The 21,228-nt window shown below is 36.6% G+C and carries 25 protein-coding genes and 8 tRNA genes; 7 read left to right on the plus strand and 26 right to left on the minus strand.

Going from position 1 to position 21,228, the window contains the following annotated elements:
• Positions 1-93: 93 nt before the first annotated feature.
• The gene (locus HNR32_RS00460; RefSeq protein WP_183858909.1) at positions 94-768 is read left to right on the plus strand and encodes a YjbE family putative metal transport protein; all 675 of its coding nucleotides are present in this window, start codon (positions 94-96) and stop codon (positions 766-768) included.
• Positions 769-876: 108 nt separating this feature from the next.
• The gene (gene htpX, locus HNR32_RS00465) at positions 877-1,737 is read left to right on the plus strand and encodes a zinc metalloprotease HtpX (protein WP_183858824.1); all 861 of its coding nucleotides are present in this window, start codon (positions 877-879) and stop codon (positions 1,735-1,737) included.
• A gap of 36 nt (positions 1,738-1,773) precedes the next feature.
• On the opposite strand, the gene HNR32_RS00470 is transcribed toward htpX, so the two are convergent.
• From HNR32_RS00470 to HNR32_RS00525, 12 genes are all read right to left on the minus strand, one after another.
• Entirely contained in the window at positions 1,774-2,226 is a 453-nt protein-coding gene (locus tag HNR32_RS00470) for an N-acetyltransferase (protein ID WP_183858910.1), read from the minus strand.
• A gap of 13 nt (positions 2,227-2,239) precedes the next feature.
• Positions 2,240-2,887 carry an endonuclease III gene (gene nth / locus HNR32_RS00475; protein ID WP_183858825.1) on the minus strand — a complete coding sequence of 216 codons (648 nt, stop codon included), beginning with the start codon at positions 2,885-2,887 and terminating at the stop codon, positions 2,240-2,242.
• Positions 2,888-2,920: 33 nt separating this feature from the next.
• Positions 2,921-3,190, minus strand: coding sequence for a late competence development ComFB family protein (locus HNR32_RS00480; RefSeq protein WP_221300525.1), 270 nt, complete (start codon positions 3,188-3,190; stop codon positions 2,921-2,923).
• Between the two features lie 192 nt (positions 3,191-3,382).
• Positions 3,383-3,544 (minus strand): rubredoxin, encoded by a 162-nt coding sequence (gene rd / locus HNR32_RS00485; protein ID WP_183858826.1) that lies wholly within the window; start codon positions 3,542-3,544, stop codon positions 3,383-3,385.
• 157 nt (positions 3,545-3,701) lie between these two features.
• Positions 3,702-3,787, minus strand: a tRNA-Leu gene (locus HNR32_RS00490).
• A gap of 28 nt (positions 3,788-3,815) precedes the next feature.
• Positions 3,816-3,901, minus strand: a tRNA-Leu gene (locus HNR32_RS00495).
• Positions 3,902-3,915: 14 nt separating this feature from the next.
• Positions 3,916-4,004: transfer RNA gene (locus HNR32_RS00500), tRNA-Leu, on the minus strand.
• A gap of 16 nt (positions 4,005-4,020) precedes the next feature.
• Positions 4,021-4,094, minus strand: a tRNA-Gly gene (locus HNR32_RS00505).
• 73 nt (positions 4,095-4,167) lie between these two features.
• Positions 4,168-4,243, minus strand: a tRNA-Phe gene (locus tag HNR32_RS00510).
• 49 nt (positions 4,244-4,292) lie between these two features.
• Positions 4,293-4,369 (minus strand) — tRNA-Asp (locus tag HNR32_RS00515).
• 5 nt (positions 4,370-4,374) lie between these two features.
• A tRNA-Val gene (locus HNR32_RS00520) sits at positions 4,375-4,450 on the minus strand.
• A gap of 8 nt (positions 4,451-4,458) precedes the next feature.
• Positions 4,459-4,533 (minus strand) — tRNA-Glu (locus HNR32_RS00525).
• A 237-nt stretch (positions 4,534-4,770) separates the two neighbouring features.
• Here HNR32_RS00525 and HNR32_RS00530 point away from each other — a divergent pair.
• The gene (locus tag HNR32_RS00530; RefSeq protein WP_183858827.1) at positions 4,771-5,361 is read left to right on the plus strand and encodes a hypothetical protein; all 591 of its coding nucleotides are present in this window, start codon (positions 4,771-4,773) and stop codon (positions 5,359-5,361) included.
• A gap of 66 nt (positions 5,362-5,427) precedes the next feature.
• Here the strand turns inward: HNR32_RS00530 and lysS are convergent, their stop codons facing one another.
• The 13 genes from lysS to HNR32_RS00595 form a co-directional block, all read right to left on the minus strand.
• Entirely contained in the window at positions 5,428-6,915 is a 1,488-nt protein-coding gene (gene lysS, locus HNR32_RS00535) for a lysine--tRNA ligase (protein WP_183858828.1), read from the minus strand.
• A 13-nt stretch (positions 6,916-6,928) separates the two neighbouring features.
• Entirely contained in the window at positions 6,929-7,402 is a 474-nt protein-coding gene (gene greA, locus HNR32_RS00540) for a transcription elongation factor GreA (RefSeq protein ID WP_183858829.1), read from the minus strand.
• A gap of 267 nt (positions 7,403-7,669) precedes the next feature.
• The gene (locus tag HNR32_RS00545; RefSeq protein WP_183858830.1) at positions 7,670-8,482 is read right to left on the minus strand and encodes an HAD family hydrolase; all 813 of its coding nucleotides are present in this window, start codon (positions 8,480-8,482) and stop codon (positions 7,670-7,672) included.
• A gap of 18 nt (positions 8,483-8,500) precedes the next feature.
• Positions 8,501-9,823 (minus strand): ABC transporter substrate-binding protein, encoded by a 1,323-nt coding sequence (locus HNR32_RS00550; RefSeq protein WP_183858831.1) that lies wholly within the window; start codon positions 9,821-9,823, stop codon positions 8,501-8,503.
• Complete coding sequence (locus HNR32_RS00555) at positions 9,823-10,491, minus strand: response regulator transcription factor (protein ID WP_183858832.1); 669 nt, start codon at positions 10,489-10,491, stop codon at positions 9,823-9,825. Before HNR32_RS00555 ends, HNR32_RS00550 begins: the two co-directional genes overlap by 1 nt.
• The gene (locus tag HNR32_RS00560) at positions 10,469-11,827 is read right to left on the minus strand and encodes a sensor histidine kinase (protein WP_260162415.1); all 1,359 of its coding nucleotides are present in this window, start codon (positions 11,825-11,827) and stop codon (positions 10,469-10,471) included. Before HNR32_RS00560 ends, HNR32_RS00555 begins: the two co-directional genes overlap by 23 nt.
• Complete coding sequence (locus HNR32_RS00565) at positions 11,796-12,770, minus strand: sugar ABC transporter substrate-binding protein (RefSeq protein WP_183858833.1); 975 nt, start codon at positions 12,768-12,770, stop codon at positions 11,796-11,798. Before HNR32_RS00565 ends, HNR32_RS00560 begins: the two co-directional genes overlap by 32 nt.
• Before the next feature lie 96 nt (positions 12,771-12,866).
• Positions 12,867-13,151 (minus strand): hypothetical protein, encoded by a 285-nt coding sequence (locus tag HNR32_RS00570; protein ID WP_183858834.1) that lies wholly within the window; start codon positions 13,149-13,151, stop codon positions 12,867-12,869.
• 28 nt (positions 13,152-13,179) lie between these two features.
• Complete coding sequence (locus HNR32_RS00575) at positions 13,180-13,992, minus strand: PTS system mannose/fructose/sorbose family transporter subunit IID (RefSeq protein ID WP_183858835.1); 813 nt, start codon at positions 13,990-13,992, stop codon at positions 13,180-13,182.
• 2 nt (positions 13,993-13,994) lie between these two features.
• Positions 13,995-14,843: a PTS mannose/fructose/sorbose/N-acetylgalactosamine transporter subunit IIC gene (locus tag HNR32_RS00580; RefSeq protein WP_183858836.1), complete on the minus strand. Its 849-nt coding sequence runs from the start codon at positions 14,841-14,843 to the stop codon at positions 13,995-13,997.
• A gap of 124 nt (positions 14,844-14,967) precedes the next feature.
• Positions 14,968-15,462, minus strand: coding sequence for a PTS sugar transporter subunit IIB (locus HNR32_RS00585; RefSeq protein ID WP_183858837.1), 495 nt, complete (start codon positions 15,460-15,462; stop codon positions 14,968-14,970).
• A gap of 14 nt (positions 15,463-15,476) precedes the next feature.
• A complete protein-coding gene (locus HNR32_RS00590; protein ID WP_183858838.1) occupies positions 15,477-15,896 on the minus strand; it encodes a PTS sugar transporter subunit IIA in 420 nt (139 codons plus the stop codon).
• A gap of 270 nt (positions 15,897-16,166) precedes the next feature.
• Positions 16,167-17,126 carry a glycosyltransferase family 2 protein gene (locus tag HNR32_RS00595; protein WP_183858839.1) on the minus strand — a complete coding sequence of 320 codons (960 nt, stop codon included), beginning with the start codon at positions 17,124-17,126 and terminating at the stop codon, positions 16,167-16,169.
• 155 nt (positions 17,127-17,281) lie between these two features.
• Between HNR32_RS00595 and HNR32_RS00600 the strand changes: the two genes are divergently transcribed.
• Positions 17,282-17,920, plus strand: coding sequence for a hypothetical protein (locus HNR32_RS00600; RefSeq protein ID WP_183858840.1), 639 nt, complete (start codon positions 17,282-17,284; stop codon positions 17,918-17,920).
• Positions 17,921-17,928: 8 nt separating this feature from the next.
• Here the strand turns inward: HNR32_RS00600 and HNR32_RS00605 are convergent, their stop codons facing one another.
• A complete protein-coding gene (locus tag HNR32_RS00605) occupies positions 17,929-18,867 on the minus strand; it encodes a bifunctional riboflavin kinase/FAD synthetase (RefSeq protein ID WP_183858841.1) in 939 nt (312 codons plus the stop codon).
• 97 nt (positions 18,868-18,964) lie between these two features.
• On the opposite strand from HNR32_RS00605, the gene cobU reads away from it, so the two are divergent.
• From cobU to cobC, 3 genes are all read left to right on the plus strand, one after another.
• Positions 18,965-19,504 (plus strand): bifunctional adenosylcobinamide kinase/adenosylcobinamide-phosphate guanylyltransferase, encoded by a 540-nt coding sequence (cobU, locus tag HNR32_RS00610; RefSeq protein ID WP_183858842.1) that lies wholly within the window; start codon positions 18,965-18,967, stop codon positions 19,502-19,504.
• Between the two features lie 254 nt (positions 19,505-19,758).
• A complete protein-coding gene (gene cobS / locus HNR32_RS00615; protein WP_183858843.1) occupies positions 19,759-20,532 on the plus strand; it encodes an adenosylcobinamide-GDP ribazoletransferase in 774 nt (257 codons plus the stop codon).
• Between the two features lie 44 nt (positions 20,533-20,576).
• On the plus strand, positions 20,577-21,194 hold the full coding sequence (cobC, locus tag HNR32_RS00620) for an alpha-ribazole phosphatase (RefSeq protein WP_183858844.1): 618 nt from the start codon (positions 20,577-20,579) through the stop codon (positions 21,192-21,194).
• Positions 21,195-21,228: the final 34 nt, after the last annotated feature.

Genomic DNA, 21,228 nt, shown 5'->3' on the forward strand with positions numbered 1-21,228 from the left:
TCGGCATTAATTTGTAGGCAAGACCTTGTTTTATGGAATAACATTCTATAAAACAAGGTCTTTTTTGTATATTTATGAAAGAAGGGGTTTTTACTGGAAACATTTTTTTCCTGGCAATGGCTTACCGCCTTTGGCAGTATTTTATTGCTTGATTTAATTTTAAGCGGTGATAATGCTGTTTTAATTGCTCTTGCCTGTAAAAAATTACCAAAGCAGCATCATCTTAAAGCAATGATCATCGGCTGCAGCGGCGCTATTATCATCCGCATTCTGCTGACGGTATTTGCTACAGAACTACTGGCTGTCCCTTATATACAGTTCATTGGCGGATTTGCTTTATTTTATATTGCCATAAAACTGCTCGATAATGGACATGACGAAGAAAATACCGCTGCGCCGGCAACTTTACTCGGAGCTGTAAAAACAATTATAATAGCCGATTTTATAATGAGCATTGATAATGTATTATCAATGGCTGGACTTGCCAACACCATACCGAACGAAAGATGGAGCCTTATAATCTGCGGTCTTCTCATAAGCCTGCCGATTGTAATATGCGGAGCCCAAATATTTTTGCTTATTATGCAGAAATTCCCGTCATTAATTTATTTGGGCAGTGCCATCTTAGCTTTCACCGCTGCAAAAATGATTTTAATGGATAAAGCCCTTGGTCACTATTTAATTTACTTTAATGGCTGGCTGGAAGCTATCTTTATGATCTCCATATTCTTATGGGGACTTTATAAAAACAAACAAACTGCTCACTAAAAATTTACCTAATATTATTTAAAGGATGATTTAAATATGTAGATTCATGCTATAATCTAGATATATTGTTAATTAAGTATATAATATCTCATTGTGGAGGAATATATTATGAATATGATAAAAACTACGGCCTTAATGGCCTTATTAATGGCTTTGCTTATCGCTGTCGGCGGCCTTGTCGGCGGCCAGCATGGTGCTTTCCTTATGTTTATCGTGGCTTTAGGCATGAATTTCTTTTCCTATTGGTTCAGCGATTCCATTGTATTAAAAATGTCCAATGCCCACGAAGTAAATGAAGATGATGCACCTACCTTATACCGTCTTGTAGCCGAGCTGGCCCAAAGGGCTAATTTGCCAATGCCGCGCGTATATATTATGGATACTGATGCCCCTAATGCTTTTGCTACGGGACGTAATCCCAGCCATGCTGCAGTTGCTGTTACTACGGGCATCATGAGTGCTCTGGAATATGAAGAATTAGCCGGAGTATTAGCACATGAATTAACCCATGTAAAAAACCGTGATATTCTCATTGGCTCCATAGCTGCAACTTTTGCTGCCGCTATATCGATGCTGGCTAATATGGCTCAATGGGCTGCTATTTTCGGCTTTGGTCGCAGCAATGATGATGATGATAATGGTGGCATTATTGGCCTTCTAGTTGCTGTAATAGTAGCACCACTGGCAGCCACTATAATTCAGCTGGCAATCTCCCGCTCACGTGAATATTCCGCTGATAAAGGTGGCGGAGAAATCTGCGGCAATCCATTGGCTTTAGCCTCTGCCTTGGAAAAAATTGAATACTATGCCCAGCATCGCATGATGCCGCAAGCTACTCAATCAACGGAACATATGTATATTATAAATCCCTTTGCCGGTAAAAAAATATCATTTGCCAGTCTTTTTTCCACTCATCCAGCAACTGCCGACCGCATTGCCCGTTTAAAAGAACAAGCACAAAATATGTAAAAAAACCCCGGGAAATTTTAATTTCTCGGGGTTTTTTTACTCTACTAACACCATAGCAATCTCATCACAATTAGGAAATTTAGGGCAATCTATACATTCCTTCCAAACCTTTTGCGGCAAATCATCTTTTGACACAATTTCAAATCCCAACGAATTAAAAAATTGCGGCTGATAAGTCAGTGTAAAAAACTTTTCCACACCCAATTCTTTCCCATCAGCAATAAGTCTCGTCACAATCTCTGAACCAATATGCTGGCGTGTAGCATTTTTATCAACAGCTAATGTACGCACTTCTGCTATTTTATCCCAGGTGATATGCAGTCCGCCCACGCCAACGATTTTTTCGTCCTTTTCTGCTACAAACATATCACGCAGTGTTTCATATAATGCATTGCGTGAGCGTGCCAGCATAAGTCCATCTTGTGCATACGCATATACTAATTCATATATTGCTTCAACATCAGCAAAAACTGCCTTACGATATATAATATAAATTCCTCCCCTAATCTTGGGACTGTCTTTCCATAAATGAAGGACATAAATCTTTCAACGAACATTCCTCACATAAAGGCTGCCTTGCTTTACAAATTTTTCGTCCATGCCAAATAAGCCAATGATGGGCATTTGACCATTTTTCTCGTGGAATGGCCTTCTGCAGCTTTTTTTCTACCTCATCAGGTGTTTTCCCTATAGCTAATTTTAATCTATTGGAAACGCGGAATACATGCGTATCAACAGCAATGGCTGGCCGATTAAAGGCTATACTTGATACTACATTAGCTGTCTTTCGTCCCACGCCTGGCAGGGCTAATAATTCATTATAGTCACTAGGTACCTGACCATTATATTTATCACATAAAATTTTACAGGTGCTAAATATATTTTTGGCTTTATTGCGAAACAATCCACAATCTTTTATCTCAAGTTCTAAATCAGTAATCCCTATATTTACTATGTCATGAGGGGTCGGTGCTTTTTTAAATAAACGCTGCGTTGTAATATTAACACGAACATCAGTACACTGCGCCGATAATATTACCGCCACTAACAGTTCAAATGGATTATTAAAGTTTAAGGCCGATTTCGTATCATGATACAGTATTTCGAGCCGTCGTATCATTTCATCTTTTATTTTTTTTGTTATGCGCATAATATTTTGACTAATGTCATTTTCACCGTCCTATTAATGATGCGGATTTTTACTGACAACCTCAATGGCTTGTGCCACAATATTAATAACCTGGGTATAATGCTGCTTTTGATACATTTCCAGTCGGACATAGGTGTCCCCCAAATCTGAGTGTACATATTTAGGCGTCAGCTTATTCAGTGACCAAGCGGCCATATCCGCAATGCATTTATCACATTTACAAACATCAGGATATGATTTCAATGCGTTTTCCAACGCTTCAAATACAAACGCTTCCATGCAATTTTTCACCTTTATTTCCATAGCCAAAGCCTCCTGCTCCCCTATTTTAAATGAATATTCCTCATGTCAATAAATATACTGTATAATTCCCTTTTATTGGTATATTTATGTATGATTCGTTTAAAATAAATACAACTCCTTTTAAGTTTACGTAAATAAAAAAGCACAAGTTAAACACACTGCTTTAACCTGTGCTTTGCATTTACATAAAGACTATTCTTCTAGTTCAAACTGATCCTTGCCTACACCACATAACGGGCAAACAAAATCATCCGGTAAATTTTCAAAGGATACTCCCGGTGCCAAATCATAATCAGGGTCGCCTTTTTCTTCGTCATAAATCCAGCCACAAACTGAGCAAATCCATTTTTTCATAATAAATAGCCTCCCACATAATAATTATTTGGTACAATTTATTATATTTTAGTATATTACTAATAAATTTGCAATAAGCTTTATTAATATTTAATAAAATTATCCATAAAACACAAAAAACTGAAATCAAATGATTTCAGTTGCTCTATCTTCTTAATGGTGCGGTCGATGGGACTTGAACCCATACGACTTGTGGTCACTACCCCCTCAAAGTAGCGCGTCTGCCTATTCCGCCACGACCGCATGATATAGAATGAAAAGGGTATTTAATTGGTGCGGCCGAGTGGATTTGAACCACCATGAAGTTGCCTTCACTAGCGCCTGAAGCTAGCGCGTCTGCCGTTTCGCCACGACCGCGTATAAATAAAAGATGGTGCCGAGGACCGGAATCGAACCGGTACGGATATTTCTATCCGCGGGATTTTAAGTCCCGTGCGTCTGCCAGTTCCGCCACCCCGGCGTATTATCTTTTTTTATGGAGCGGGTGATGGGAATCGAACCCACGTGACTAGCTTGGAAGGCTAGGGCTCTACCATTGAGCTACACCCGCATATTGACCAGCAATGTGATCTTCTGCAGTAAGTGACTAACCTGTAATAAACACAAGCTCGTACAAAATTGAATGGTGCCTCAGAGCGGAATCGAACCACTGACACGGGGATTTTCAGTCCCCTGCTCTACCGACTGAGCTACCGAGGCATAAAACATATATTCCAACTTTGATATAAAATCAAAGGGGATAACAAAATGGCGACCCGAAGGGGACTCGAACCCCTGACCTCCGCCGTGACAGGGCGGCATTCTAACCAACTAAACTACCGGGCCAAATATGGTGGGCGATAACAGGATCGAACTGCTGACATCTTGCTTGTAAGGCAAGCGCTCTCCCAGCTGAGCTAATCGCCCATATTTATTGGTGACGCCTATGGGATTCGAACCCATGAACCCGCCGTGAAAGGGCGGTGTCTTAACCGCTTGACGAAGGCGCCACATGTTTGTATACTTTCAATAACGAATGTTTTCCATGTCGTTGTTGTCTGTATCAGCAACGGATATTATAATATCATATGCTCATCTATAATGCAATACTTTTTCTAAAAAAACTTTATTTTTCCCCTAAAATATTTTATTTTTATTTCTAATAGGTATTATATTCCCTTTTATTTAAATACTTTATAGGTATTTCTGCCTTTATTATTATTTATTACTAATTTGGAGATGTTATTATGCTAAAAAAAATCATTCCAGCATATTTTATATTAATTTTTATGTTATTTTATACAATGAATATTTGTACGGCCGCTAATCCTGCCTCACAAAAACCTGTAAAAATTGTCATTTTGCCTATTATAAATCCCTCAGCTGAATACCCTGATGTTAATGTTTATATTGATAAACAATTGCACAGGGCTGTCCATATCCCCTTAAACGGCGTATTAGAAAAAACTGCATTGATTGATACCAATGCTATCAATACAGCACTCCAAGCCCTAAATATCAATGCTGATGACTTAGATAATAAAAATTCTCTGCAGTCCTTAGCCCAATCTTTAAACAGTGACCTTATTATCAGTATTAAAATTCTGCGCATGCACCAATATATTAATTATGCTCCTGTAAATATTGTCGAGCCTGTAATTCATTCCAGTGTATGTTTACAATTATCTGTTTATGACAGCAGAACTAATTTATATAAATCATATAATAAAGCTGCTTTCTTTGACGATTCCTACAGTCCGCAGGGCACAGTCCAGTCACTTACCCGTGATATTTTATATAATTTACTGCGTAAAGCTCAGATAAAGCAATATTTATAAATATTTTCCTAAAAAATAAGCCGGTTAAAATCAGCAGTGATTTTAACCGGCTTATTTACTTTTATATTATTCTACAGGCTTATTTTTCATATGTGGGAATAGTATTACATCACGAATTGAAGGACTGTCGGTTAAAAGCATTACAAGACGGTCTATACCAATACCTAAGCCGCCGGTAGGTGCCATACCATATTCAAGTGCCGTGATGAAATCATTATCCATCATATGTGCTTCATCATCACCATGCTCACGCTGTTCCTGCTGATCAACGAATCTTTGTTTTTGGTCGATTGGATCATTTAATTCCGAAAAACCATTAGCTAGTTCACGGCCATAAATGAACAGTTCAAAACGATCAACAAACTCAGGATTATCCTGATTGCGTTTGGAAAGCGGCGATACAGCAGTAGGATACTGGGTTACAAAAGTTGGCTGTATCAATGTTTCTTCTACCTTTTCATCAAATACCTGATACATTATTTCTAAAATACCATGATGCTGTTCATAAGGGACTTTTAATTCCTCAGCAATAGCTCTGGCTTCTTCCACGGTAGTTACTGCGGAAAAGTCCTTACCGGTAGCTTCTTTTACTACATCCACCATAGTTATGCGGCGAATACTGCTTAAATCAAGCTCAGTATCCTGATATGTAATAGTAGTTGTACCTAAAACATCTTTAGTTACCTGAGCAATAAGTTCTTCAGTCATATCCATTACTTCAGTATAATCAGCAAACGCCTGATATGTTTCTACTGAGGTAAATTCTGGATTATGGCGATTATCTACACCCTCATTGCGGAAAATACGACCAATTTCGTAAACGCGTTCAAGGCCGCCAACAATAAGGCGTTTTAAATATAATTCAGTAGCAATACGCAGATACATATCCATATCAAGCGCATTATGATGCGTTATAAATGGACGAGCATTAGCACCACCAGCAATGGGGTTCATTACAGGTGTTTCCACTTCCAAGAAATCTTTGGCATCGAGGAAACGACGAATAGCCTGAATAATTTTTGTCCTGTTAATAAAGGTCTTTCTAACTTCCGGATTTACTATAAGGTCTAGGTAACGCTGACGATAGCGTGTTTCCACATCCTTAAGCCCATGGAATTTTTCTGGCAATGGACGCAAAGATTTTGCTTCAATAACAAAGCTTTTTACTTTTACTGTTACTTCGCCACGATGAGTTTTAAATACAGTACCTTCAAGCCCAATAATATCGCCAATGTCAAGTAAGCGAAAATTAGCATATTCCTCTTCACCAATAACATCAAGACGGAAATACACCTGAATATTGCTGGTTATATCGGCAATAACGGCAAAGCTGGCTTTGCCATGACCACGTATAGCCATTAAGCGTCCGGCAATACGCACATCTTTTTCTTCTAGTGTGTCAAAATTATCCAATACATCCTGAGCATGGTGCGTTATAGCATATTTTCTGCCAAATGGTTCAATATTTTTATCAGCGAACGCCTGCATTTTATCGCGGCGTACCTGCATTAATTCATTTATATCTTGTACTTCCTGATTTTGCTGCTTAGCCATTTATATCCTCCGTTTATTTTACTTCTATAATTTTATACTTTACTACACCGGCTGGAACTTTTATACTTACCAAATCACCGGCTTTATGTCCCATTATAGCTGCACCTACTGGTGATTCATTAGATATTTTACCATCGGTAACATCTGCTTCAGCCGAACCAACTAAAGTATATTTTTCATCTTCTTCAAATTCCATATCGCGGATGATAACTGTATTACCAAGACGAACAACACCGCTGCCGTCAGATTTAGTATCGATAACATCACTTTCACGCAAAATTTTTTCCAGACGAAGAATTTCCCCTTCGATAAATGCCTGTTCATTTTTAGCATCATCATATTCTGAGTTTTCGCTGATATCCCCAAAATCAATAGCCTGTTTTATACGTTGTGCTACTTCTATACGACGAACACTTTTTAAATTTTCTAATTGCTTTTCAAGCTTTTTTAACCCTTCTTCGGTTAACATACTACGCTTTTCTGCCATAACTATACGCTCCCTTATAAATTGAGTCCTTATTTTTTTATGAACTTCTTTTAGAATAAAAAATCACTATCCAAAAAGTTAAACCACATTTTACTGTGAATTTATTATTGGATAAATTAATTCTTATCCAGTTCTTGGATAATGATATAATCTCAAAATAATAAATATGATAAGGAGTGTCAGGCAAGGCCTTGACACTCTTTCTGATTATATGTTTTTTTCATATGTTTGTCAATTTAAACGGCTTAATAAAAAACTACTGCTAAATTAGCAAAAATCTATTAATTGTAATTTTTTTAATGCTTTATAAATACCATCCTCGTTATTGGAATCTGTCACTATTTTGGCATTGTTTTTTACTGGCTGCGGCGCATTTTGCATGGCGATACCAGTACCTACTACTTTTAACATCTCCATATCATTATAATTATCGCCAAAGGCGATTGCCGCTTTACCGGCAATTTTTCTGTCCGCCATAAAATATTGTACAGCTTGCGCTTTTGACACTGAGGCATCAACTATCTCCAACAAATTATCACTCGAACGGATTATCATAAGCGCTGGATACTGTTCTGACAATTGCTGTTCCATCTGCTTACAATCAACAGCTGAGCCCATGCATAATAATTTATGCGCTGCTGTCTTTCTCGCTAATAACTCCGAAAACTTCTTCTGCCTTGGCTTCACACCAGTTATTCTTATTTCCTGCTGCACCAAATCATTGTGTAAATTTTCTACATACCATTCATCATCACTGTAGAAATTTATTACAGCATCAGGCCAACTTGTTTTTATCTTTTTTATTATGTCCTGAGTATATGTAAATTCAATATATTGACTATATAATACTTTTTGGTTTTCATCTAAAATAAGTGCCCCGTTATAACTTATCAGCGGTACTGCTGCCTCCATAGGCGCTATTACAGGTGCAATTGCCTTAGGCATACGTGCTGATACCGGCACAAAAATAATATTTTGAGCAATAAGCTGTTTTATCGCCCTTACTGTGCTTGATAAAACTGTATGTTCAGAAGTAAGCAGCGTACCATCTATATCGGAAAAAATTATTTTATATGACATACTATCATCCCTGTTCTGTTAATTTTGCAAAAAATCATTCACTTTTTTCTGCACTTTATTCAAAGCATTATTTAAAGTAATATTACCTTCAATAATTCTTTTTATTTCATTATCAGCAATGAGCATTGCCAAATTATATTTAGAAAATTTTGGCGGCATGTAAGCATTCTTCATAACGTCGCTGATTATTGTCACATTCATTTTATCGTCACCGGGAATACCATTCAGCAGCATTTTTTTCGCTTCATTTGACTCCACAACATTCTTTATTACAGGCATCGCTTCTGACTGCTGTAAAATATCCATTTGTGTTGTTTTTTCATAGCAAAGCTCTTTTAAAAATGCCCAAGCCAATTCCTTATGTTCACTGCGACTGCTCATTGCCATAAGCAACGTATCAAGCTGTGATATATTTTTTCCGTCTGGTCCAGCCGGAAGTTTTATACAGTCCCATTCAAATGATGAATATTTTTTAATGCGCCAGGGATATGGTTTATAAGTACGATACTGGGCAAAGGTAAAAGGACGAAAAGCAACCTTCCCCATATCAAATTCCTTAGCTGTTACCTTATGACCCTGATTTATTTTTTCCAACGACATCATAAATTTTATAACATCATCCATTTTGTTGTCGGAAAAATACGATAATTTTCCATCATCACGAAATAATTTAACATCATTGCTTATTGCTGCCTGCTGCCAAGTATAATCATAACAGCCAAATTGATCAATAACACCATCATTATCAGTATCTTTAGTAACCTTTTGGCATATAGCAATAAAATCCTGCCATTTCCAGTTATTAGCCGGTATAGCAATACCTGCCCACTGCAATAATGTCTTATTTACAAACATCAGTGTAGGCACACTTTCAAAGGGCAGTGCATACTGTTTCTTATCATACTTGCCATAGTCAAGCGCCGCTTTATAATACGCTTCATAGGAAAAAGCACTGTCCCGCCTGCTCATGCCATCAATATTTTCTAATAATCCCATACGTGCATATAAATTAAAATCGCTTGATAATACCATAAACACATCAGGCTCACTGCCCTTTAACACCTGTTCCGACAGCCACTCCGAATAATCATTTTTACGAATACCATTAACATAAACGATCTTTACACCAGGATGACGTTTTTCAAAGCTACTAATGGCCTTATCAACAACCGCATATGAATCTGCCGCTGGTACATTCCAATTACTGCCAGCAAAAAGTCCGATATGTAAGACTATTTCTTGCGGCATATAAACAAAACGATAATATAGCATTCCCAGTAAAAAAACCATAACAATTGCCATTAACAGTTTTATTATAGTGGGATATTTTTTTATGGGCATTATTGTTCCCCCTGCTGACACATTCCTGTTTGTACGGCCCAGATAGCCAGCTGAGTTCTGTCACGCAGTTCCAATTTACTAAGCACTGAGCTCAAATTATTGCGAATAGTTCCTTCCGATAAATTTAGTTTATGAGCAATTTCTTTATTAGAAAGTCCACAACCGATGCAACAGACGATTTTTTTTTCGGTACGCGTAAGATCATCAATGCCTTTTTCCTCTACATTTACTGAAAAATTACTCTGAGCCATTTGTGAAAACAGCTTAACAACCTTAGTCACTATATTAGGATTTATCATCGCGCCGCCATTTACAACTGTACGAACTGCATTTGACAATTCGGTTACCGATACGCCCTTTAGCAAATATCCACTAGCTCCATATTTTAAAGCATTATAAACGTATTCATCATCATCAAATGTTGTAAGTATTATAATTTTAATCTTGGGATACTGCTGTTTAATTAGCCTTGTACACTCCACCCCATCAATATTCGGCATGCGTACATCCATCAGTATAATATCCGGCTGCTCCTTTTTTATTTTCTGCAATACCTCACTGCCATTTTCCGCTGTACTCTCCACTTTCATATCAGGATTCATATCCAAAACGATTTTAAGGCTTTCCCTTATAAGTTCCTGATCGTCAGCTATCATGATTTTTATCATTATAAACCCCTCCCCAATTTACAGGAATTGACGCTATTATTGTAAAACCATTTCCTCCCTCATAATGAAAAGTACCCTTCAGTAATTCCAAGCGTTCCTGCATATGACGCAGACCAAATCCTTCAGTTATCTTCGTACAGCCTTTACCATCATCTTTTATAATAATTTTAAGCCAGTCAGCAGTCGGCTCAATTATAATAACGATATTCGAAGCCTGTCCATGACGGTTGGCGTTAGTAATGCTTTCCTGGATCAACCGATAAATAACTTCCTCTTGATCCTTTCGCAATTTTTCCGGCCATTTATCGCACAACAACTTTATTTTCATGCCTGTTGTCCCGGCAAACTCCTCAATCATTTGCTGCAAAGCCCCTTGTAAAGAAAACTTCTCTAAGGCATCAGGACGCAATTTTTTTACTGAACGCCGTACATCCGTTATACCATGCCTGCCAACATCACCGATAATCTTCAGCTGCTTTTTCGTAAATTCTGGGGCTGCATCGATAGTTGCCAGACAAGCATCTATTCCTGCTACAATACCAGTCAGCGCATGACCCAAAGTATCATGAATTTCACGTGCTAAGCGGTTTCTTTCTCTTGTTTCAGCCATACTTTCCACTTCTATAGCATAAAATCGCAGTTGCCTATTGGCTTCATTTAATTTTTCATTGAGCATTTTGACGCGTTCTTTTTCCTGATGCTGGTCTTGTACTAATACAATTATATATAATACAAATATTATCATATTAAATGACGTAAAAATATTGCACACGGCCTTTAATATTCCCTGTGCCATTTGGTTATAATAAGCAAAATAAGCCTCCAAGGCAACTATTTTCAGCTGAAAATCCACTAAATTATAACTGGCAATCAAATATAGTCCCAACATTGCCACTGTCAAAATTATCCGCTGATTTTTACCTTTATAGCCACTGACTAAATCAGCAACGACAATCAATACCATACCATTATAGGCCATATTGATGCTGCGCATAACCATAATACAGGCACAGATTTCCAGCAATAATATTATATATTTATTATTGGAGCCGCAACCTGCCATACGGCGATATAAAATACTGAAAAATATCAGTAATACGAAAGAAATAAATGCATACAGCAGCATTTTATCAATAGCCCAAGGTACCGTTGCCACTGAATCAAGAAATTTTCTTGCCACCATTGATTGATTAATTTTCATTTGGGTTATCGAAATAAATGCCGCTAAGAGCATTACTACAACAGCATTAAAGCCATATAAAAGCCATTGTATAATTGACAATGATTGTATTTTCCCCTTCATTTTAATCCCATCCATCAATGTTATAACTGCCAATATTATCACGTGTTAATAATATTGTCGGCAATTTAACTAATTTCTCTTTATTTTCTCCAGCCAATACTTCATAAGCTTTTTGCGCTGCTATTTTCCCTATTTTATGAGGTGATTGAGCAGCAGTAGCTGTCATATTGCCGTTGACAATCATCTCTTTTGTTTCGGGCGCTCCATCCACACCATAGACATTAACCGTTGATAACCGACCACTATTTTTTAAAGCCGCCATTGCGCCCATTGCTGCTGGATCATTAAGTGCCATAACCACATCAATATCCTCATATTTTTGCAGCAGTTTTTCCATCGCCGGCATAGCCAGTTCCAATTGACCCTTGCACTCAGCCTTGGCTATAATTTTAAAAGTGTGATGACCTTTTATCGTATCAGTAAAACCTTTTATCCTATCTGCTCCTGACTTGGCCTGAGAATGCTGTAACAGAACAATATTGCCACCGCTTAGATGTCTGAGCATATGCTCAGCACATTTTACACCAGCGGCATAATTGTCCGATACAATCGTACAAGCAACATATTTATCATCCTGTACATTAGTATCAATAGCAATTACTGGTACATGAGCCTTATAGGCAATTTCTAGTGCCGGTCGTATTTTTTTCCAATCAACAGCATTTAAAAATAACACATCAATACCATCATTAATTAATTCCTGAATTTCCTGTGTCTGTCGGCTGACATCAAGCGCTGCATCCCTTGTCTGTAGTATATCACCATTTTTTTCTACCTGGGTCCGTATTTCATCATCAATTATTTCATAAAAAGGATTATTAAGCGTCATATATACTGCGCCAAATTTTTTTCTATGCTCAAACTGCTTAGCTGAATAATCAGCAGTAATAAAGCTCTTTATTTGTGTGCCTATTATTATTGCCGGTATTGCCGCAAATATCATTATAAAAATATAACGCTGATATTTTTTTTTCACAAGCTCATCACCCTTTAAAACAGTATTTTTTTATAGTATATAATATTTAGCTAAAAGTAAAAAGACAGCAGAAAATTTTCTACTGTCTTTTTACTTTTATTTATGTGATTCTGCTGCCAACAATATTTTTGCAATATTTTTTCGGCCATTACGAACGCCCTTAGCAATAATACAGGCTGACGCCAAGCAAATAATGATAAACAATATACCGCTTATTTCAGCTATAATATGAACTCGTCCATTATCGATGCCCCACCACATAAGCACAATGCCTGTAGCCGACAATCCCAAAAGGAAGCGAAACCACTTCATTAATTTTTTTATCATCTTCGTCTGCATTTGTGCCTCTATGCAAAGAGCTTCTCTTTTTGCTGAATCCATATACTACTCTCCTACGGTTTTTATATTCTTAATAAGATAAGCCCGGATTGAAGAATCCTGCCAAAACACCTACAAAAGCAATTACTACCAGTAAAAGCATAACCATTGTCGGTGAAATGTTTTTCTTAGTCATAAGCCACCAGCAAAATACTACGGTTATACCTGATAACATTTTAGGATAAATGCCATCAAGTGTCTTTTGCAATTCGCCGCCGCCAGGTAACACCCATGCTGTATGGATGTTTATCCATGAGGCCGCTACTGCCCCCATAACAATCGTACCAATCATAATTATTGAATCCCTAATAGCCTGAGCCTGTTCTCCAACAAGTATTTCTACTGCTTTTCCGCCCAATTCATAACCTTTAAAATAAGCGAATTTCATACCAAAGAACATCAATGCATTCCAAACAACAATGTAGAAAATAGCACCTAATGGATTACCACCAGTTGATAAACCAAGTCCAATCCCCAACAGTATCGGAATAAGTGTACCAACAATCATTGAATCACCAATACCGGCAAGCGGTCCCATAAGACCCGCGCGAATACCATTTATTGCTTCGCTGTCAATCGGTTGATTATTGGCTTTTGCTTCTTCCAGCCCTGCGGTCATACCTACCACTAATGTACCAATCTGTGGTTCAGTATTAAAAAATGCTGTATAAGTACTCATCGCTTCTTTTTGTTTGTCATTATCATCATAAAGTTCTTCTACTACTGGCAGCATTGCACACAAATAACCAAATGTCTGCATATGTTCCTGTGAAAAACAGGTAAGATTACCATAAAACCATGTAAAGAACGATTTATTTAAAGTTTTTTTCGATAACTTTTTCATTCTCAAATATCCTCCTCATCATCGTCATCATCAACACTGCCCGCTGCTACTACTGTTTTTTTATTTTGTGCCATTATTACTTTATAATTAATGACAGCAAAGAACGAGCCAATAATAGCTGTAGCAATCAGATTTAATCCCAGACATGCAGCTAAAGTAAAACCAAAGAAAAAGGTTATAAAATCCATACCTTTTTTGACAACCTGTTTTAGCAGGATCGCAATACCTACTGCCGGCAAAAGACTACCAACTGTGAATAATGTCTTCATGGCAATGCCGTCCATCGGCAGATATGATTTCATTATACCAACCATGCCAGCACCAGCCATGGTGATAATAACGGTTGGAATGAATGAGCAGATAATATGTGAAATCCAAGGAAGGCCCATATTTACAACATATAATTTTCTAAAATCGCCTCGTTCTACTGCTTTCCAACCAATATGCTGCCAAATAAGGTTCATGGTAGCTGTTCCGTAAAATAATACAGTACCGAGTGTACCTACAGCTGCACCTAATGCTGCTGCCATTGATTGAGCCTGTGTTGTAGCGGGATCAAGTCCCATGCCCTTTACCGCACAAATAGCAAGTGGTATGCCAATATAACTTATTGCACGTACATCAGCGGAAACCGTTCCGCCTGGTGTTACTAATGCTATATAAATAACCTGAATAGCTGCCCCAATTATAATACCGCTTCTAACATCACCTAAAATAAGACCTACAACTAAACCTGCAACCAACGGACGACCTAATGTATAATTCCCAAATGTTGTTCCGCCAAGCCCCGGCATACTCGATAAGCAGGCACAAATCCCCAGCAAAACTGCTTGAAATAAACTAATATCCATTACTATCGCTCTCCTTCATATATAGTTTTTATTACGAATTCCTAATTATCAATTATTTAAATAAACTTGTTAAATATGAATTTTCTAAAAATAATAATAAATTATTTTAATATTTAATTATTGCTTAATTAAAACCAAATTGGCCGCGAAACTTCTTCCAATTACCAATAGCTTTTTCTTTGATAAGAGCAAATTCTATTTCATAGCCAGCCTGCATTATCGCTTCAAAAGCTTCTGCTTCTTCCTGAGTTATCGATTGATTATTGCCAAGCTGCACAGCTCCCGGTCTATCATTACAAGGTCCGATAATTATAGTTTTTATACCTGGATCAAATTTTTGGTCAACGAGAATTTTTTTCATATCAATAGGATTTTTGGTGATAAGAAAATATTGGCTGTCACTTTCTACTACTTTCTGACATTTTTTCTGCCATGCTTCCATCGTCCAAACAAAAGTTTTCTTGCCTGAAGCGCTTTTATAAGCAGCTTTTAACACAGAATTTTCTGCCGCAGCATCATTTACTGCAACTAGTCCATCACAAGGATATTCTAAAGACCAACGTGTACAGGTCTGCCCATGAATCATGCGGTCATCTACTCTTACAAACGAAATTGACATTATTATTGTCCTCCTTAAATATCATCATCTTCTTCATCTTCTAATTTAAATTCCTGAATACCATTTTGTCCTTCTTGTACCAATTCTTTCGAAGCTGCCGCAAAAAATGATTCTTCATTCAGAACCACTGTCAACGCCATTGGTAAGTTCATACCACCAAATGATTTTGTATTTATCAGCAATCCTTTTTCATTAAGTATATTTACAGCTGTAGTCAATGGAGAACCTCCAACTATATCAGCTAATAAAACAATTTTATCTTCACTTGTTATCGGTGCAATTATTTTCTTAAACTCATCACCATATTCATCGGCTGACATTCCATCTTTTAAGCTAGTAGATAAAACATTTTCTCTGTCGCCGGCAATCATTTTTACTGCTGTATGAAGACCTGGTGCAAATTCTCCATGGCTTACCATTATCACATATAACATTATTTCACCTCACTATCTTTAATTTGCTTATTTACTATAAATATTTATAATTTTTTTACAATTATAAATTTATCAAAATATCATTAAGTTGACAGCTGTCTATTGTCACTATTTAACTAGAAAAGTACATTACATTTGTCACTTTTTTTAATCATATTAGATGTTGTTTATTATATATTTAATAAATAATAATTTTTAACTATAATAAACAGTGATTCGCCTCAACTGATAATATTAAAAAAGCCATCACAAAATGTGACAGCTTCTCGTTTATAAATTATATTTATTTTTTTCTAAAGCAAAACTATATAACTTGCATACCGCCTCTAAACTCATGCCGGCAGCAGCGGCACCCTTACCAAATTGCTGCGGCAAAATAGTGCTTTGCAATTGTTCCCGCTCGCTATTTGTAATCTTATTATAAAACGGTACAATATAACATCCCAGCATAGCAAAAAAGAAATTGTCTTTTATTTGTTCATTAACTGTTGATGATATATTTTTTTGTTTTTCCAATAATTCACTAAGCTTAGTAAAAAAATCACAAATATTATTAAGTTCATTAACTGTAATCCGCATATGACAAAGTGATTGCTCATGCTGATAATAATAATATAATTCATCTTTTACCGAAACATAACTTTGTGCTGCCAACATTGCCTGCAGACAAAACAACCAGTCTTCGCCTATATATGGCAGTAAAAATCTTATATGATTTTCTTCTAACAATGTACGTCGATATAGCTTATTCCAAACAACAAATTCCGTCTGTGTGATTTGCTTAAAAAAGTCATTTGCCGAAAATATTCCCTCTTCCGGTATATATGAACGTAAATAAGATGATTCCGTAACTTTTTGAAAACCGCATATTGCTATATCAGCATCTACTTTTTTTATATTATTATATAATTTTTCCAGAAACTCCGGTTCTACATAGTCATCACTATCAACAAAAGCAATATATTCTCCTTTAGCCTGCATCAAGCCAATATTACGGGAAAATCCTGTTCCATACTTTTCGCCACTATAATACAATTTTATTTCAGATATTCCCGCATAATAATTTTCAACTAATTGAGCACAATTATCTGTTGAATTATCATCTACTATAATAATTTCTATATTTTCCAATGTTTGAGCCAGCAAACTGTCAACAGCCCGGATAATATAGTCACTTGCGTTTTTCATAGCAATAATTACTGATATTTTTATTTGGAAATCATTATTCATTATAATGTCCCCCCAATAATTTCATAGAAATTGTATTAATTTTTGTTATATTGACCTCAATTTACTTTTTCATTATACTATTCATAAGCATTTTTACCTGATAGTAACAAAGTTCGATTAATATCTACAATCATTTAAACTCAAAGGAGTCCTTTATGCGTATACGCTTATTACTTATTATCTTTTCATTATTAACATTTGCTGCTTTTACAATGGGGATGACGGCTGTTCCTACCGATACCGTTTTTTCCTGTAAGGGTCTAAAACTAGGTGATGACTATCAGGCTATGGTCAAATCATTTGGAACCCCTTGGTACAATGACGATCGTCTCGTTTATGGCAGAGCAGTTACCTATTATATTTATCATGATAAAACACAGATTGGCATTGCTAAAAAAACAGGCAAAATAGTCGATATCAGACTTGTAGATAAAGATTATTCCATCAATAAAAATATCCGCTGGGGTGCTACCCCCTATAAAATGCAGTCCGTCTTTGGCAAAGCTGAACGTGAATTTGTCGATGGCAATTCATATTTTATCTACAGCTTAAAAACAGACGCTAAAAAGCGCCTGCTGCTCCAGTTGGATTCCATGGAAGATTATTTGATTGGAATTCGCTTTACCAGCCTGCCCTTAACAGATGATGAGGCCGATGAAGCTATGTATAATGATAGCGATGAACTTGATGACAATATTATAAATCATAATGAAATTGACACCAGCGCTGTTAAAAATAATAAAAAATCCGCTTCACCACTACAAATTAATTTTAAAACACAAAAATCATGGTAAAAATTTAATTATTTTTCTATTTTCAACGAAAAATATTCTTTGGCTGTTACAATATCATTATCCATCTGTTTCTTTAATTCTTGTATTGAAGCAAACTTTTTTTCGCCGCGCAGATGCTGCAAAAAATATACTTTAAGGTTTTCTCCATAGATATCACCAGAAAAATCAAAAATATTAACTTCTACGCGTCTTGACTGTACAGCAAAAGTAGGATTTTTCCCAATATTAGCTATACCTGTATACCGTTTATCTTTTAAACAGACTTCAACTATATAAACACCATCAGGCAATAAAATATATTTATCGGGGATGTATATATTAGCCGTGGGGATACCCAATATACTATTTCCCCGATTTTCACCATGTTCTACTATGCCTTCAATATTAAAGGAATGCCCTAACAATTCATTGGCTTCAACTAATTTCCCATCAAGCAGTGCATGACGAACCCGGGAACTGCTGACAATCTTATTATGCAGATAAGCGGCTTCCGGTACTTCCACACTAAAACCATATTTAGCAGCATTATCGCGTAAAAATTGCGGTGTCCCTTCCCCTTTATAGCCAAATGTACAATTAGGTCCGACCACTATATAACGCGGTGCCAAATTTTTGCGCAATAAGGCCAGAAACTCATCGGGTGCGATTGTTGCAAATTCCTGCGTAAACGGGATATTCATTAAAATATCTACGCCTAAATCCTGCAGTTCTTTTTCCTTACAGATATTGTCACTAATTTTTCGTGGTGCCCGCTGTGGCGCAATTATTTCCAAAGGATGATTGGAAAAAGTAAAAACAATACTTTTCCCTTGTATTTTTTTTGCAATTTCTATAGCCCGTTTTATAATTTTTTGATGCCCGATATGAACACCATCAAAGGTGCCTAAGACTACAACATTATCAGTAAATTCAGCCGTTATATCAGTAATATTTGAATAAACCAGCATTTTTTATATACTCCTAACAAAAAGAATCAGATTAAATCTTTTTTACTGTATCATAAATTTTATAAAAGGTAAACTATTTACCAGATTGGAGCTATTTATGGGAAAAATTATTTTAGTAACTGGCGGTGCCCGCAGCGGCAAAAGCACTTTTGCTGAAAATTATGTAAAGGACCTTAATACCAGCAAGGCCTATATCGCTACCGCCCAAATCTTTGATGAAGAAATGCGACAGCGTATTGATATTCATAAACAACGCCGTGCCAATGAATGGCATACCATCGAGTCGCCGTTTAATGCCGAAGAAGCTATCAATGCCTGCCATAATTATCCAGCTGTACTGTTTGACTGTATCACCGTATATATGAGCAACATCATCTGCCTGCCTGAAGCAAATGACATGGAACCAGCCCAAATTCAAAGTAAAATTTTACAGTCTATTGATAAACTTATCACTGCTGCCCAAAAGCATCCTGGTTCGATTGTATTTGTTACCAATGAAGTTGGTGCCGGCATCGTTCCCGAAAATAAGCTGGCTCGTCTTTATCGTGATATTGCCGGTATTTGCAACCAGCATCTTGCCAAAAATGCCGACGAAGTATACTTCGTCATATCAGGAATTCCATTAAAAATAAAATAAATCACATATTCATGCTAGTTAATAAACTAGTATGTCCTTTAAATCCTTCCCAGCACGGTGTGTACTGTATCTCTAGAATGCTAAATCATTAAGAGCTACAGCATAGGGAAGGTGGCTTGACGAAGTCAAGTCGGAATGGTTAACCCCTCAGGCAGCTTTGCTGCCAGCTCCCCTGCAGGGGAGCCTTTCATTCATCTAAAATTCAACTAGCACACAAATAAATATGTACATTTTGTAAGGGAGATGCCTAATAATTGAATTCTTTTTTTACCGGACTATTATTTTTAACACGCCTACCGATAAAGTATAATGCCAATTGGACTGAAGAAGCTTGCGGTAATAGCGTCAAATATTTTACTATCATTGGTCTAATCTTAGGCATTATCAATAGTCTTTGTGCCTATATTATCTTTTCACTATTGCCCCATTTTTTACATATCACTATTACCGTTCCCTTAGCCAGTTTTTTTCTTTTATTGATTAGCATTATACTTACTGGCGCTATCCATTATGATGGCTATACCGATACAATGGATGGCCTTTTATCAGGACGAAAAAAAGACCGTATACTGGAAATAATGAAAGACAGCCGCGTTGGTGCTCATGGTGCTACTTCGCTTATCATGCTGATTTTAGGCAAATATGCTGCTATTTTTTCCTTATGTTCGTCAACAAACCATACTATTTTATATACAGCTTTACTTTTAGCCCCTGTTTTGGGTCGCTTAGGTTTAGTCATCGGGGTTACTTTATTTCCCTATGCCCGCAAAGAGGGCTTAGGGAAAGCCTTCTCCACATATTCTAATAAATTTTCGTTAATACTTAATATCATAATCACACTTATCTGCCTGTCAATAAATTTACCAAAACTATCCACAAGTATTATTGCTTTTATCGTTGTTATTATTTTTACACTTATTTTTGGTCACTATATTACTAAAAAACTAGGCGGTCTTACAGGTGACGTCTATGGTGCCACCTCCGAATTAAGTGAATTTCTTGTTTTATTCATCTTCACCATATGTTAATATTAATATAATATATTTAAACGTCAGAGGGAGTTATATCAATTATGCTTACAAAAATTATTCTTATTCGTCATGGCCAAACCACTTGGAACATCGAAGGACGCTTCCAGGGACAATCCGATGTCGAGCTTATGCCGGAAGGAATTGAACAGGCGCAAAAACTGGCCGACAGCTTCCCGCTGACCACACTTGATGCCGTATATTGCAGTGATTTAAAACGTACCCGTTGTACCGCTAAAATTATCGCTGACAAATTTAACCTTCCATTAAACACAACTGCGCAGTTACGTGAAATGAATTTTGGTAAATGGGAAGGCATGTTCTTTGATGATATCAATAAAAAATGGCCTAATGCTATAAATAATTTCTTTGCCGATCCACTATCCATAACAATTCCTGATGGCGAAACTTTTTCCCAGGTACAAAATAGAGCCATTGACGCTATTGATAATATCATCAGTAACAATTCCGGCAATACTATTGCTATTGTTGCCCATGGTGCCATCAACAGAACAATTCTCTCCTATGCTGCTAATATTCCCTTTAATCATATCTGGTCCGTTGCGCAAAGCAATACGGCCTATAATATATTCTCCTACGATGATGAATATAAAAAGTTTTATATTCATACAATAAATAACACTTCTCACTTATTGGTATAATATCTTGTTTTTTGAAAGAGGCATTTAATTATTT

The sequence above is a fragment of the Pectinatus brassicae genome (assembly GCF_014201835.1).
In the GTDB taxonomy this organism is placed as follows: Bacteria; Bacillota; Negativicutes; order Selenomonadales; family Selenomonadaceae; genus Pectinatus; species Pectinatus brassicae.